Here is a 14310-nt window from a genome sequence, read left to right as displayed (position 1 = left end):
GGCTCAGGCCGCCAGCAACTGCTTGCGGTCGACGCGCTCCTGCTGCGGCGAGCGGGCATAGAGCTCGCGGTAGCATTTGGAGAAATGCGAGGCCGAGACGAAGCCGCAGGCGACCGCCACCTCGACCACCGGCATCGACGACTGGATCAGCAGGTGCCTGGCGCGGTCGAGCCGGATTTCCAGATAGTAGCGGGCAGGGGAGCGTCCCATCTCGGTGCGGAACAGCCGCTCGATCTGCCGGCGCGACAGGTCGACATGATCAGCGATCTCGATGAGCGACAACGGTTCGGACAGGTTCGCCTCCATCAGTTCGATGATGGTCAGTACCTTCGAGTTCTGCACGCCGAGGCGGGCACGCAGCGGCAGGCGCTGGCGGTCGGTCGGGCTGCGCACGCGGTCGGTCAGCACCTGCTCGCAGACGCGGTTGACGAGGTTCTCGTCGAAGTCGTCGCCGATCAGCTTCAGCATCATGTCGAGTGCCGCGGTGCCGCCGGCGCAGGTGTAGATGTTCTGGTCGATCTCGAACAGGTCGGCAAAGACATTGGCCTTCGGAAAAGCCTCGGAAAAGCCCGGCAGGTTCTCCCAGTGAATGGCGCAGCGCTTGTTGGACAGCAGTCCCGCGGCGGCAAGGATATGCGCGCCCGTGCACAGGCCGCCGACGGCGACGCCGCGATTGTACTCCTCGCGCAGCCAGGCGAAGGCCGACTTGTTTTGATAGCGCTCGACATTGACGCCGCTGCAGACGATGGCCATGTTCGGCCGGTCAGGGCCCGCCATCTTCTTGCGCTCTTCCTCCAGCGAGGTGTTGACCGCGCATTCGACCCCGTTCGAGGCGCGCACCGGCTTGCCGTCGATGCTGGCGAGGCGCCAGCGATAGGCCTCATAGCCAAGCATGCGGTTAGCCGAGCGCAACGGGTCGAGCGCGGTCGCAAACGCGATCATGGTGAAATCGGGAATAAGAAAGAATACAAACGATCGCTTGATCGGATGCTTTACGGCGTTCAAGGGAACCTCACGCAGCCATGACGCGAACAGGATGTCGCGATTAGCATAGCGACATCAGGAAAAACCATGTCTGTCAATCGGCTACGCGGCCAGGACACGATTAAATTTGCGACATGGGTCGCAAATGGGCAATCGGGTGTTCAGCGAGGCCTGCACGCGACGCCCAACTGTTCAGGAACAGGCAGATCAGGCCTTGCGGGGGGAAACAAAAACGCCGCCTTGGGAGGAACCAGGCGGCGTTGCAGTTTTAAGGCAGCGGCAGGGAAGCGCTGCCTGCAGGAAAAGTTCAGGCGACGAAGCCGAGGCGCGCCGCAGCCATCGCGCCGGTCTGGCCGGGCATGGTGTTGGCAAGGCGCTGACGCTCGAGAGCGGTGGTCAGGTTCATTTCGCGGCGGGCGAAGAGGCGGGCAAAAAGCTTCATGATGATCTCCATTCGGTTGCTCAGACGGGTCGCCTTCGCTTGATGGAGTGGGGCAGCTCGTTTGCTGACGCTGATATAGGCTTGTGCTGCGTAAAACTAAATCGCAAAAGCGAAGCGCTTGTTATGAAATGCGACACCGATTGCGACAATTTTGGGCAGCATGCTCGAAATTTACAATTGTTTACAAGGGACTAATTGGGAAACCGGGTCGCTATGCGGCTTGCTCATATGCGTCATGCGCTGGCGACATGGCTCCAAAACTCATTTGAATACAAATAAAACAAAGAAGGCCTGCCGGGCGGCTTGCGCGGCAGGCCGTCAGCACATGGTACACACGATTTACTTTGCTCCAGCCCACGATCCGACGCCGTTGCGAACCCCGGTCTTGGTGTCGGCAGCTTCAGGCCAGCCGATGTCCTTCTGCAGTTCGATCGGCAGGGAGTGGATGGCACGTTCGGTCTGGTAGCGGGCGCGGGCTGCGTTGAATTCGGTCGCGATCCGACCGATGGACGACAGGATAGACATTTCTTTCTCCTTTGGTGCTGGCGGATGCCAGACGGTGAGTTGGTTACGTCGCTTTTGTTTCAACTGCATTTCATGTCGATTGCAGGTTTGTATCGTGGTCGTTTCGGGGCCACTTCCAATGCGTCCTGCCTCGATGGTGTTGACTATCGTCCCAATCTGATGTTCAATCAAACGAAATGGAATGATGCTTTGTATCAGAAAAATTGAAGGTCGCTTCCCATGAACGCCCCACTCAATCATCCACTGCCACTGCTCGATCTCGACGTTTTGCGCACTTTCGTGGCGATTGCAGAGACAGGCAGCTTCACCACCGCCGCCAATGCCGTCTTCCGCACGCCGTCGGCTGTCTCCATGCAGATCAAGAAGCTGGAGGACATTCTCGGCCGCTCGGTGTTCGCGCGCGACGCCCGCTCGGTGTCGCTCACCACGGATGGCGAAATGCTGCTCGGCTATGCCCGCAGGCTGCTGTCGATCAACCGCGAGGTGGTGTCGAAATTCATCATTCCCGAGATTGTCGGCGTTGTCCGGCTCGGCTCGCCGGATGACTATGGCGAGCGCGTGCTGCCGCATGTGCTGAAGCGTTTTGCGCAATCGCATCCGTCGATCGCGGTCGATGTCACCATCGACCAGAGCAGCAATCTGCGCCGGCGCATGGACGACCGGGCGCTCGACATCACGCTCTTGACCAACTCCTACAAGACCAGTGCGCTCGGCGCCGAGGTGCTGCTCACCGAGCCGATCGTCTGGGCCGGTGCCAAGGGCGGCTGCGCGCATCTGCGCGAACCCTTGCCGGTATCGCTCTGGGAAGAGGGCTGCGCCTGGCGGGCCGGAGCGCTTGAGGCGCTTGGACGCGAAGGCCGCAACTACCGCATCGCCTATATGAGTGCGCACACGGCCGGCCAGCGCGCCGCGATCATGTCTGATCTCGCCGTGGCGCCGCTGCCGAAGTCATTCCTCGGCAACGACATGGTCGAACTCTGCCCGAAGGACGGCATGCCCGACATCGGCACTTACAATCTGGCGATGGTGGTCGCGCCGGACGCCAGCGCGCCGGTCAAGGCCGTCGCCGACCATATCCGCGCGACCTTCGAAGTGTTCCGGGAAACCGGCAAATTCTGATGCGCCGGCTGTGAACCGCGTTTCAGTGCTCAGTGACCTTATCACATGTGGCAAGCCGATTGATGTTCTGGCTGCAAACGTAAGCGACCTGGGTTGGTCCGAGACGCCAGTGGTCGTCCTGACCACTGATCATATTTTGAGTGTGCTCCGACGGTTCCAGGAAGGAGAGCTCACCGCTGCGGACGTGGAGGCCTGGGCAGATCTAATCGAATGCAGGGAAGATATCGACTACCAGCCAGAGCGAGATGACGAGATAGTGGAAGCAATTTTCGTGCTGGCCAATCCGGTGTTGAATGGTTCGCTAGATGAAGCCTTGACCGACCAGGTGATCGCCTCGATCTCGGCTTGACCAAAGGTTTTTTCCCCGGCCAGGAAGGTCACGATGCTGTCGCGCGCCCGCCGTGCTTCAGGCATGTCGATCAGTGGCCAAACGTGGAACATACCTTCCTCGTAGACGACCTCGACCTCGACGCCGACGGCGCGCGCCTTTTGCGCGAAGATCAGATTGTCAGGACTGAGGAGGTCGTGCGAGCCGGTTAGGAGCAGCGTTTTAGGCAGCACCGAGAGGTCGCCATAGAGCGGGCTGATGTGCCAGTCGCTGCGATCGAAGCCGGCACTGTAGAGCCGGACAGCCTCCATCCCACCCGAAATGCCCAGCCAGGGGTCGCGGCGTTCGGCCTCGAATACTTCGGGGTTGGAAAGCGACATGTCGAGGCCGGGCGAAATCAGCACATGGCGCGACGGCAAGGGCAGGGCCTGTTCCGCGGCCATCATGGTCAGCACGACGGCCATGTTGCCGCCGGCGGAATCGCCCATGAAGACGATGTCCTCGGCCTCTGTCTCGTCGAGCATCTGGCGGTAGACGTCGCCGACCATGCCGAACATGGCGTGGAAATCGTGTTCGGGAGCGATGGGATAGATCGGCACGGTGATGCCGTAGCCCAGCCGGTCGGCCATGTCGGCGATCAGGTGCCAGTGATAGGGCGTGATTTCAAAGACATAGGCGCCGCCGTGCAGATAGAGCATCCGCTTCTGCTCGCCGGCCTTGGGTGCGATTTCATAGACGGGGAAGCCATCGACCGTATGCATCTGGATGTCGAGACGCTGATGCAGTGAGGCGGGCGGCTGGTGGATCTCGGTCTTGCGCGCGGCAGCGATCCACCGCTGCAGGTTTTCCGGGCTGGAAAACGCCTTCTTGCGGCTGTACCGGAGCACGAAGGATACGACGTGGCTTTTCAAACTTGGCATGCGGATACACGAACTTCGGCGGCAGCCGACTAAGAGAATTCCCCTCTCTGGCGAAGATCGTGCCGTGGCCGAAAATGTCAAGTTATACGCTATGTCTACACGGTGGTGTGATCCGCGCCGTGGTGCTTGGGCCGACGATCAACGCCGCAGCAGAAGCGCGGCGCGCAGCCGGGTGATGCCAGGCGCCGAGGCCGCATGGGAGCTCCGACGCCTGACGAGCAGCTTGCATTTGTCGGCGAATGTCATCAGCGCGCCGTACCCAGAAGCAGCGAGATGAGCTCGGCCTGCGGGTCGTTCGGCGGCGATGCCGGCCAACCAATGTCCTTCTGGACATGCGGCGGCAAGCTGTTCATGGCCCGGATCGACTTCTTCCTGTCGTGGGCAAACTTGATGGCCGCACCATAACGGCCGAGGCTTTCGAACATCGACATTTTGGTTTCCTCCGGAAGGTCACTGCGGCAGGAAGACATTTCCGGCCGGCCTTCGACGGTGGCTTAAATGCGCCGCGCATGTTTCCAGCGGATTTCACGAAAACAACGCTTCGGTTTCCGAATCAGCAGATCCGGAAACATTTGCATGCAAATGAGTTGGAGAGGCTGGCGACCTGGGCGCGCCCGCTTATTCCCGGCCGCGCCGGGCGGCGTGGCCCTCGCGCGAACGCCGGCGCGGAGCGGCGTCTCCGGCGACACCGTCCTCGCTCACCGTCTTGCGCGGCGGCAGTTTCACCGCCGCTGACAGTTTCGGGAACGGATCGACCTTGTTGGGCAGCGCCATGGCGTAGACGAAATGCTCCTGGAATTTCGGTTCCAGTGCAGTCTCGATCTTCTCGATCTTGCTGACCGTGTCCTCGATCTCGCGGCGATAGCCGCGGTTGAGCAGCGCCATGCGCGCACCGGCGCCGGCGGCGTTGCCGACAGCCGAGACCTTGTCGAGATCGCAATCCGGGATCAGGCCCAGCACCATGGCGTATTTCGGATCGATGAAGGAGCCGAAGGCGCCGGCGAAATGGATACGGTCGACGTGATCGGTGTTCTGCTTTTCCATCAACAGCTTGGTGCCGGCGTAAAGCGCTGCCTTGGCGAGCTGGATGGCGCGCACGTCGGTCTGGGTGATGGTGATCTTTGGCTCGCCTTCCTTCAGCACGTAGGAGAAGGTGCGGCCATTGGCGGTGACGCGCGGCGAGCGGGCGGCAAGTCCGCCGTCGATGACACCGTCCTCGGAGATGATGCCGGAGAGATACATCTCGGCGACGACCTCGATGATGCCGGAGCCGCAGATGCCGGTGACGCCGGTCGCCTGCACGCTGTCGAGGAAGCCAGCCTCGTCGGACCACAATTCCGAGCCGATGACGCGGTACTTCGGCTCGAGCGTGTCGGGGTCGATGCGCACGCGCTCGATGGCACCAGGCGCGGCGCGCTGGCCGCCGGAGATTTCCGCGCCCTCGAAGGCGGGGCCGGTGGGCGAGGAGGCGGCGACGACGCGCTTGCGGTTGCCAAGCACGATCTCGGCATTGGTGCCGACGTCGACGATCAGCATCATCTCGTCCTGGCGATGTGGGCCTTCCGACAGCGTCACCGCTGCCGCATCGGCGCCGACATGGCCGGCGATGCAAGGCAGCATGTAGAGCCGGGCTCCCTGGTTGAGCTTCAGGCCGATGTCGGATGCCTTGACGTGCACCGCGCCTGAAACCGCTAGTGCGAAAGGCGCGCCGCCAAGCTCGGTCGGGTCGATGCCGAGGAACAGATGGTGCATGATCGGATTGCCGACGAAGACGGAATCCAGGATGTCGTTGCGGTGGACATTGCCTTCGGCGCAGACCTTGTCGACCAGGCCGGAGATCGCTTCGCGCACGGCGACCGTCATGCCTTCGCGACCGTCGGGGTTCATCATCACGTAGGAGACCCGGCTCATCAGGTCTTCGCCGAAGCGGATCTGCGGGTTCGACGTGCCCGACGAGGCGGCGACGCGGCCCGACAGCAGCGACACCAGATGCATGGCAATGGTGGTCGAGCCGATATCGCAGGCCAACCCATAGGCTTCGTTCTTAAGGCCCGGCCACAAAGCGATGACGCGTGCGGTCTCCGAGTCGGCATCCTTGTAGATGGCAGCGGTGGCGGTCCAGCTGCCCTTGCGCAGAATGCCTTGCACTTGCGGCAAGAGATAAAAATCGAAGTCCAGGCTCTTGAGGTTCCAGTCCTTCATCAGGGCGATCTTGAGGCGGTCGAGATCCCCGAGCGGCTTATGCATGTCGGGCTCTTCGATTTCGACATAGCACATGCGGATTGCCGCATCGCGGGCGATCACCCTGGTGTCGGCATCCTTGCGGATGGTCTGCGCGTTGATGACCGTGTCCTGAGGCACGTCGATGACGAGGTCGCCGAGGATCTGCGCCGAGCAGGATAGGCGGCGCCGTTCAGGCAGGCCGCGCACGCGCTCGTAGCGCTCTTCCTTGGCGCCCTTGGGCGAGATGTGGTCGTTGGAGGAGACGATCTTGTGCTTGGCGAAATTGCCTTCCTGCACTTCGATCTGGCAGCGCCCACAGGTAGCGCGTCCGCCGCAGACGCTTTCGACATAGACGCCGAGCTGGCGCGCAGCATCGAGCACCGGCGTGCCGACAGGAAACCGCCCGCGCTTGCCCGACGGCATGAACAGCACGAGCGGATCGGTGATGTTGGCAGGTGAATTCATGCTTGCACGCGTCTCGATGACGATTGTCGATGCCGTTTAACGGATCGTTTCGCTATTGGGCGGAATGTTTGATGGTCCAGAGGCCAATCATGTCCGATCTCCTCCTGTCCGCCATAACAACCGCTTTTACCATGGTGCGCCTGCTGCGCGGCCCATGGCTGCGCAATCCGCAATATCTGGCGTCCGGTATCGTCGGCGCGATTGTCGGAGCATTGCTGCTCCACGGGTTCTGGCCGGCCGCCGACGACGACTTCATTGTCGGCGGGCTGACCGGCATTTTCGGGTCGTGGGCGGGAATGGTGCTGTTTGACGCCATTTTGGGCATGGCCTGACCAAAACGCACACCGGCCCGACGGCACTATCTGCACGATCGGTTCGGTGAGGTTTACAGGACAGTCCACGATTGCGCGCTTATCCCCGACCCATCCGGGCTTCACGGCCGCCACGGCGGCGGCCACCATTGCCGGCGCCTTCGCCGGGCGCATTGACTTGCGTCGGGGCGGCTACCGCCTGGCCGCCTTCGGCCGGCTTGTAGTCCTTGTAGGTGCGGATCCAGTTGGTGCAGTTCTCGTCGGTGCCGTTGAGCACATTGGCGCCGCGCACGGCTTCCATTTCCTGCGGGCGCACCGGGTTCATGATCGCGCTGGTCATGCCGGCGCCGATCACCATCGGGATGAAGGCGGCATTGATGCCGTGGCGATGCGGCAGGCCAAAGGAGATATTGGACAGGCCGCAAGTGGTGTTCACCTTGAGCTCTTCGCGAAGCCGACGCAGCAGCGCGAACACTTGGCGGCCGGCATCGCCGAGCGCGCCGATCGGCATCACCAGAGGGTCGACGACGACGTCGTGCGCGGGAATGCCGAAATCGGCGCAACGCTGCACGATCTTCTTGGCGACGGCGAAACGCACATCCGGATCCATCGAAATGCCGGTCTCGTCATTGGAGATGGCGACGACAGGGACGTTGTACTTCTTGACCAGCGGCAGGATGGCCTCAAGCTTTTCTTCCTCGCCGGTGACGGAGTTGACCAGCGGCCGGCCCTTGGCGACCTTCAACGCGGCCTCGATCGCGGCGGTGACCGAAGAGTCGATCGACAGCGGCAGGTCGACCAAGCCCTGGACGATTTCCAGCGTCTGCACCAGCAGGCCGGGTTCGGTCTCGTTCGGGTTGACCGAGGTAACGCCGGCATTGACGTCGAGCATGGTGGCGCCACAGGCTGCCTGCTCGAGCGCATCCTTGATGACCGTCTCGAAATTGCCCACGATCATCTCGGCCGCCAGCTTCTTGCGGCCGGTCGGATTGATGCGTTCGCCAATCACGCAGAACGGCTGGTCGAAGCCGATGATGATTTCTCGTGTCGCCGAGGCGACGATGGTCCGGGTCATGAATTCTCTCTCCGCCGTGATATAAAGATTTCTTTATATCGTTGTCTGGTTTCGTTCAAGCGAACGGGTGCTCGTCCGCGCCGTCAGTGCGCGGTCTTCACCATGTCCACCTGCGTTTCGGTAATGTCGTCGTGCAATATGTGCCCGAGCCGGTCGGCGACCATCTGGTCGTCGCGACGGATTTCGCGTTTCCATGGCTGGCGTCCCTTCAGCACGCCCGATTCATCGACGATCTCGGCGACATATTCCTCCTGGCGATAGGCCATCACATGGACGCCGGAGACGCCGGAGATTTCCTTCACCTCATTGATGATGTCGATGCAGAGCTGCTTGCCTTCCTTCTTCTGGTCCTGCGCGCCCTCCAGCCGCTTGATGACCGAATCGGGGATGTGAATGCCCGGCACGTTGGAGCGGATCCACTTGGCTGTCTTGGCCGAGGCCAGCGGTCCGACGCCAACCAGGATGAAGCACTGTTCGGTGTAGCCGAGGTCGCGCACTTTCTGCATGTAGGTGCGGAACATCGGCACGTCGAAACAATACTGGCTCTGCACGAATTGCGCGCCGGCGGCGATCTTCTTGCCCAACCGATGCGGGCGGAAATCGATCGGCGGTGCGAACGGATTGATTGCCGCACCAAGGAAAAGCTGCGGCGGCGTCGTGAGCTTGCGGCCGGACAGGAACTTGCCGTTGTCGCGCATGACGCGGCAGGTTTCCAGGAGCGACATGCAGTCGAGGTCGAAGACCGGCTTGGCGCCGGGCTGGTCGCCGGCCTGCACGCCGTCGCCGGTCAGGCACAGCATGTTGGCGACGCCCATCGCAGCCCCGCCCAGCACGTCGCCCTGGATGGCGATGCGGTTTTTGTCGCGGCAGGCGATCTGCATGATCGGCGCATAGCCCATGCGGGTCAAAAGCGCACAGATGCCAACCGACGACATGTGGCAGTTGGCACCCGAGGCGTCGACGGCGTTGATGGCGTCAACCCAGCCGTCGAAGATCTTCGCCCGGTTGTAGACGTCTTCCGGGTCGGCGCTGTCGGGCGGGTTGAGTTCGGTCGTGACCGCGAATTCACCACGCCGCAGGACACGTTCCAGCCGGCCGCGCGAGGTGTGGCCGGGCAGGGGGTCGAGCGGCAGATGGATGCCGGCCGGGTTCTCGTCGCGCTGGCTTCCGATCATGCCGATGCCCCGGTGTTTGCCGCGCCATTCTTGGCGGCAGCGGCGGCTTCGCGCGCGGCGGCCGCCTGCGCGGTGACCCGCAACCAGGCCGAGGTTTCGCGCAGCGACTGATCAACCGGCTTCTGCACGGTCAGGATTCTGTCATTGTGGACCATATTCTGCGAGCCTTCCCAGGCCTTGACCCAGACGCAGGGCATATCAGGCTCGACCTCGCAATTGCCGTTGGCGCGCACGCCGCCGCAAGGGCCGTTGCGCAATTGCTTGGGGCAGTTCATCGGGCACGACATGCCGGTCGAGGACAATATGCATTGGCCACACATGCGGCAGTCGAACATGAAGCCCTTGACGCGCTTCTCGACAAATTTGACCGGCCCTTCGACACGGCCGTAGCCGATGCCCTTCCACAAGGGGTGGAGGAGCAGGAACATGTCGGCGAATCTGGCATAGAACCATTCGAGCAATCGCGAGTGCCGTACCGACCATAGTCTGACCGCGAAGGAACGCTGCACGCGCCGCTGCGGCGACACGTCGGCCGGCTTGTAGTCGGATTTCGGTGCTGCCTTCTTGACCAGAGTGGCCTGGGTAACCGTTGGCTGGGTGTCAGACATTTTCTTTGCCGCCCGCCTTGACCAGAGCGACCAGCCGCTCACGGTCGTATGTCATGTCGATGTCCTGGAACGCCTTCTCGACCTCGGCCTCGAGGTCGTCGCCAACCGGAACAGGATCGGCCTTGCGCCATTCGGCCAGATAGTCATCGGTGCCGCCGGCGCCGGTGCGCATCGCGCACATGTCGATCGCTTCGGTGAAGCGCAGCGGCAGTTCGCGCTTGGCGTTCTGCCGGCCCTTCTTGACGATGACCTGGGCAGGGATGTCGCGCCAGTAGACGACGATCAGATCGGCCATGAATTCTCACTCCTCGATGGAGCGAGCATTGCCGGAAGCGCAGTTGGGCCGCTTGTTATGGGACGACGCGCGCGCATTCAAAAGCGACGCATTCGGATGTCGTAAAATGAAAGGTGCGTTTATTCGTTTCCGGCGTGTGCCGGCGGCAGGTTCTATGTGTCGGAAAAGCCGGCGCGGTGCACCCGATCGCAGATCATGATTGCGCTACCAGATGCCGGTTCTCAGGCCTGTCCAGAGGTAGAACCAGATCGTGGGGTGATACCATTGTTTCGACGGCAGGCCCGGGTCGATGGTGGCAAGTTTTCCGGCCAGGACGTCGCTGACCGCTTCGACGCAGATGTCGCGCGAAAACGCCGCCTGGCGCAGCGCGTAGCTCGAAATGCTGTCGCCGCGTCTGGGCTGAGCGCGCACCTGTTTCAACACCGCGCCCGTATCGACGCCGGCATCGACCAGATGCACGGTGGTGCCGAAATTCTGCGCATCACCTGATGCCAGAGCCCAATAGCCGCCATTCATGCCGCGATATTTCGGCGTGATGCCCGCATGGTAGTTGAGCACCGGGCAGGGCATTTTGCGCAGGATCTCGGCCGAGATCAGTCGGCAACCGTTGAGCAGCACGACGCCTGGCTGGATCTTTTGGATCGCCTGCAGGCACTCAGGCCCATTGGCCGAGGCCACCTGGATAATCTCCTGGCCTGGTCGCGGCTCAACCTCCAGTCTCTCCTCGGCGATCAATCGCGCGCCATGGCGAGCCAGCAGCCGCTTGCCCACCCTGCTCAGCACCATCGTGCCAAGCTGGCCCATGGCCGAGACCCAACCCTGGCGGCGAGCCCGGCCACGCAGCAATTGCTTTTTGGATTCAGGGGTTTCGAGGATGACGCTGACAGGACCGACGCGATCGGCGATTGCGTTGATCATGGCCCAGACATGCTGGCCGCCGCCGGTCACGACGACGATCGACGCGCTGGTTCCAACCGGTGAAGACATGGCCCGCTTTCCTGCCTTGCACGCGGCCGGCTGCCGCATGCTGGCCGGATTTGTGCCGGAATGGGGTTAAATCTTGATGACCACGCTCAGCGCTTGAACTCGATGATGTCCAGCTTCGATTCGTAATAGGGTGCTGGAAATTCGATGCGCCATTGGCTGGCGTTGTTGCGGAAGGCATAGCCGACCTGGTTGGTTTGCGGGCCACTGCCATAGGGTTTTGCCGGATCGCTGTTGACATAGGCCGAGCCAAGATAGATCGCGCGCTTCTCGCCGTCGTCGAAGAAACGGCCCTTGGTGCGTTGCGAGCCGCTGATCTTTTCCAGTCGCCAGCCGGAGCCGTCGTCGGTCACCTTGCACTTGAACCAGCCATAGATGACGAGCGGCAATGGTCCGCCGGCCTTGATGGTGCGGCACTGCCAGTTGCCGGTCAGGTCCTTGTCGGAAAACGCCACCAGCGGTTTTGCCAGCAAGGCGTCGAGCTGCTTGACCTCGGCCGGATCTCCCGCCTTCGCCTCGGCCAGCGCCTCCTTGCGGGTCTCGCCATATTTGTCGAGCCGTGTCTTGTCGGCGGCGGTGATCAGTTTCTGCACCTCACCATCGGCAAGGGCGGGAAGGGTGCAGCAGAGCAGACCGACAGCGGCGAGCAGTGGACGAAGCATCATAGGGGCCTCCCTGTTGTTGTCTGGAGCAGCGCCAATGCCACCTGGTGCATAACTTATCGGGTCGCTGGCGCCTGTCATCCGTGCTTAACAGCGTCACGGTCAAAAATCATGGTGTGACGAATGCGAATCTTGCTCACGGGATCGTCGGGTTGGTTGGGCAGCGCGCTGGCGCCGCGCCTGCGGGCCCTCGGCCACGATGTCACAGGCCTCGATCCCGTTCCATCGAGGGAGACCCGGATTGTCGGCTCGATCGCCGATCGTGATCTGGTCCTGCGCACTGTCCGCGACAACCGGATCGAGGCGATCATCCACAGCGGTGCGCTGCACAAGCCCAATATCGAGAACCGCGCCAACAGCGATTTTGTCGCGACCAACGTGCAAGGCACGTTGAACCTGCTCGACGCGGCGGTGGTGTCCGGCGTGGAGCGCTTCGTCTTCACGTCGACGACCTCGTTGATGATTTCACAGGCGATACGCGACGGGTTCGAGGGTGGTGCGCGCAAGGCCGCCTGGCTGACCGAGGCGATGTCGCCCGAGCCACGCAATATCTATGGCGTTACCAAGCTTTCGGCCGAACATCTTTGCCGCCTCTATCATATCCAGCATGGCCTGCCGGTGGTGGTGTTGCGCACCGCCCGCTTCTTTCCCGAAGCCGACGACATGGCGCATGCGATCGAACAGTCTGATGCCAACATCAAGGCCAATGAACTGCTGTTTCGCCGGTTGACGGTGGAGGACGCGGCCGCTGCCCATATCCTTGCCCTCGAAAAGGCGCCGCGGCTCGGCTTCGATATTTTCATCGTGTCGGCGCCGACGCCGTTCCGGCCTGATGATTGCGCCGCACTGATCGCCGACGCCCCGTCGGTCGTCGCGCGCTATTTTCCGGAGGCTCCATCGATCGCGTTTATGACGCCTCGCGGGCAAGCGACAGGCTGGGTATCGTCTGCAGGACGAGCTTTGCCGATGTGCTTGCGGAGTTGCGGACGGAAGCGGGCGCTGCTTAGCCGGCGTGTAGCGCGGCCTGTGCCATTCCGGCCGTCAGGTCGCCATAGCCGGTCGCCCGGCGCTCATAGGCAAGGCCGAGCAGTTTTGCGGCTTTTTCCGCCACCTTGTCCAACTCCGGATCGTCGGTCTGGGCCAGGTAGATCAGCCTCTCGTAATTGCCGAAATAGTCCTTGATCAGCTCCGGGTGCTTGTCGAGGCCGAGCGGCTTCATGAAGAAAGCGTCGAACTGACGGCACAGGAAGTCGGTCATGTAGAAGGACATCATGTCGTCATCGGCGACTTTCGCATAGGCCTCCATGCCTTGATAGAAGGCAAAGCAATGCGGGCCGGCCATGCGCTCGACGCCGTGCTTCTCGCAGATCCGGTCTAGCAGGCCACCGGTGCCACAATCGGCATAGCCGACGAAGATGTGTTCGTAGCCGTCCGCCTTGGCCTTCTCGATGGCCTTGTCCATGGCCGGCGCGATGCGATCCGGATAGAAATGAAACTCCGCCGGCAGGCAGGTCAGATCGAGGTGATCCAGTCCGAGCTGTTCCTTGACGGCCAGAACTTCGCGCGCAATCATCCCACAGGCGATGACGAGCAGCCTGTCGTCTTGATTCGGTTTCGTTTTTTGTATCTTGGCCATGGAACCAGTCGAGCCGGCCTTCGTTGCTGCGGGGCTAATTTATCTATTGAGGGAGACACCGTCCATGAAACTGTTACGCATCGCGCCGATAGCCATCCTTGCCTGCGCCCTGGCCCTTACGGCATGTGCGAACACCGTCCGCGGCGTCGGCAAGGATGTCAAATCGACGGCCAGGGCGGTCGAGGACACCGTCACCAAGCCCTGATCCGCACACAGCCTCACCCACCACTTGGGAACAAAAAAGCCGCGCTGCAAGGCGCGGCTTTTTCCATTGTCCATGCCGGATTGGCCAATCACGCCGAAGCGCGGACGTTGTGCTTGCGCTTCATGAAGTCCTTGGCGGTCTCGACCGCCACCGCGGCGTCGCGGCAATAGGCGTCGGCGCCGACGGCCTTGCCGAATTCCTCGTTCAGCGGCGCACCGCCGACCAGCACGACATAATCGTCGCGGATGCCCTTTTCCTTCATCGTGTCGATGACGACCTTCATGTAGGGCATGGTCGTGGTCAGCAGTGCCGACATGCCGATGATGTCGGGCTGGTGCTGTTCGATCGCATCG

General features: G+C 62.0%; 17 protein-coding genes and 1 pseudogene. 4 read left to right on the top strand and 14 right to left on the bottom strand.

Annotation, left to right across the window (positions count from 1 at the left end):
* Positions 1–3 precede the first annotated feature (3 nt).
* The 3 genes from AC1D2G_RS30150 to AC1D2G_RS30140 all read right to left on the bottom strand — a co-directional run bounded on the left by AC1D2G_RS30150 (position 4) and on the right by AC1D2G_RS30140 (position 1951).
* Positions 4–942: a GlxA family transcriptional regulator gene (locus AC1D2G_RS30150; protein ID WP_425352300.1), complete on the bottom strand. Its 939-nt coding sequence runs from the start codon at positions 940–942 to the stop codon at positions 4–6.
* Between the two features lie 349 nt (positions 943–1291).
* Entirely contained in the window at positions 1292–1438 is a 147-nt protein-coding gene (locus tag AC1D2G_RS30145) for a hypothetical protein (protein WP_167392179.1), read from the bottom strand.
* Positions 1439–1765: 327 nt separating this feature from the next.
* Positions 1766–1951, bottom strand: a complete 186-nt coding sequence (locus AC1D2G_RS30140) for a hypothetical protein (protein ID WP_477418646.1) — start codon at positions 1949–1951, stop codon at positions 1766–1768.
* Between the two features lie 219 nt (positions 1952–2170).
* On the opposite strand from AC1D2G_RS30140, the gene AC1D2G_RS30135 reads away from it, so the two are divergent.
* Positions 2171–3070 (top strand): LysR substrate-binding domain-containing protein, encoded by a 900-nt coding sequence (locus AC1D2G_RS30135; RefSeq protein WP_095087339.1) that lies wholly within the window; start codon positions 2171–2173, stop codon positions 3068–3070.
* A 228-nt stretch (positions 3071–3298) separates the two neighbouring features.
* Here AC1D2G_RS30135 and AC1D2G_RS30130 read toward each other — a convergent pair whose 3' ends face one another.
* The 3 genes from AC1D2G_RS30130 to AC1D2G_RS30120 all read right to left on the bottom strand — a co-directional run bounded on the left by AC1D2G_RS30130 (position 3299) and on the right by AC1D2G_RS30120 (position 7006).
* Complete coding sequence (locus AC1D2G_RS30130; RefSeq protein WP_477418644.1) at positions 3299–4318, bottom strand: alpha/beta hydrolase fold domain-containing protein; 1020 nt, start codon at positions 4316–4318, stop codon at positions 3299–3301.
* A gap of 245 nt (positions 4319–4563) precedes the next feature.
* The gene (locus AC1D2G_RS30125; RefSeq protein WP_477418643.1) at positions 4564–4749 is read right to left on the bottom strand and encodes a hypothetical protein; all 186 of its coding nucleotides are present in this window, start codon (positions 4747–4749) and stop codon (positions 4564–4566) included.
* Between the two features lie 187 nt (positions 4750–4936).
* Entirely contained in the window at positions 4937–7006 is a 2070-nt protein-coding gene (locus tag AC1D2G_RS30120; RefSeq protein WP_477418641.1) for an ASKHA domain-containing protein, read from the bottom strand.
* Between the two features lie 89 nt (positions 7007–7095).
* Between AC1D2G_RS30120 and AC1D2G_RS30115 the strand changes: the two genes are divergently transcribed.
* Positions 7096–7338: a hypothetical protein gene (locus tag AC1D2G_RS30115; RefSeq protein ID WP_477228713.1), complete on the top strand. Its 243-nt coding sequence runs from the start codon at positions 7096–7098 to the stop codon at positions 7336–7338.
* A 79-nt stretch (positions 7339–7417) separates the two neighbouring features.
* Here the strand turns inward: AC1D2G_RS30115 and AC1D2G_RS30110 are convergent, their stop codons facing one another.
* The 6 genes from AC1D2G_RS30110 to AC1D2G_RS30085 form a co-directional block, all read right to left on the bottom strand.
* Positions 7418–8392 (bottom strand): methyltetrahydrofolate cobalamin methyltransferase, encoded by a 975-nt coding sequence (locus tag AC1D2G_RS30110; RefSeq protein ID WP_457153730.1) that lies wholly within the window; start codon positions 8390–8392, stop codon positions 7418–7420.
* An 83-nt stretch (positions 8393–8475) separates the two neighbouring features.
* Positions 8476–9567, bottom strand: coding sequence for a methylenetetrahydrofolate reductase (locus tag AC1D2G_RS30105; protein WP_477307127.1), 1092 nt, complete (start codon positions 9565–9567; stop codon positions 8476–8478).
* Positions 9564–10175: a methylenetetrahydrofolate reductase C-terminal domain-containing protein gene (locus tag AC1D2G_RS30100; RefSeq protein WP_184873530.1), complete on the bottom strand. Its 612-nt coding sequence runs from the start codon at positions 10173–10175 to the stop codon at positions 9564–9566. The genes AC1D2G_RS30105 and AC1D2G_RS30100 overlap by 4 nt, the downstream gene beginning before the upstream one ends.
* Entirely contained in the window at positions 10168–10470 is a 303-nt protein-coding gene (locus AC1D2G_RS30095) for a virulence factor (protein ID WP_457152323.1), read from the bottom strand. The genes AC1D2G_RS30100 and AC1D2G_RS30095 overlap by 8 nt, the downstream gene beginning before the upstream one ends.
* Before the next feature lie 204 nt (positions 10471–10674).
* Positions 10675–11457 carry a formyl transferase gene (locus tag AC1D2G_RS30090; RefSeq protein WP_477418639.1) on the bottom strand — a complete coding sequence of 261 codons (783 nt, stop codon included), beginning with the start codon at positions 11455–11457 and terminating at the stop codon, positions 10675–10677.
* Positions 11458–11543: 86 nt separating this feature from the next.
* On the bottom strand, positions 11544–12119 hold the full coding sequence (locus tag AC1D2G_RS30085) for a DUF4893 domain-containing protein (RefSeq protein ID WP_477418637.1): 576 nt from the start codon (positions 12117–12119) through the stop codon (positions 11544–11546).
* Between the two features lie 120 nt (positions 12120–12239).
* Between AC1D2G_RS30085 and AC1D2G_RS30080 the strand changes: the two are divergent.
* A pseudogene (locus AC1D2G_RS30080) lies at positions 12240–13123 on the top strand (NAD-dependent epimerase/dehydratase family protein).
* Here the strand turns inward: AC1D2G_RS30080 and AC1D2G_RS30075 are convergent.
* Entirely contained in the window at positions 13120–13752 is a 633-nt protein-coding gene (locus AC1D2G_RS30075; protein ID WP_477418635.1) for a DUF1638 domain-containing protein, read from the bottom strand. The pseudogene AC1D2G_RS30080 and the gene AC1D2G_RS30075 sit on opposite strands and share 4 nt — an antisense overlap.
* A gap of 64 nt (positions 13753–13816) precedes the next feature.
* Here AC1D2G_RS30075 and AC1D2G_RS30070 point away from each other — a divergent pair, with 64 nt between their 5' ends.
* Entirely contained in the window at positions 13817–13957 is a 141-nt protein-coding gene (locus tag AC1D2G_RS30070; protein WP_095087994.1) for an entericidin A/B family lipoprotein, read from the top strand.
* Positions 13958–14045: 88 nt separating this feature from the next.
* Here the strand turns inward: AC1D2G_RS30070 and AC1D2G_RS30065 are convergent.
* Positions 14046–14310: cobalamin-dependent protein (locus AC1D2G_RS30065; RefSeq protein ID WP_477418633.1), on the bottom strand; the 265-nt coding region annotated here is incomplete at its 5' end.

Source organism: Mesorhizobium sp. P2_C7 (genome assembly GCF_056404515.1).
This window is presented reverse-complemented; position numbering and strand designations above follow the sequence as displayed.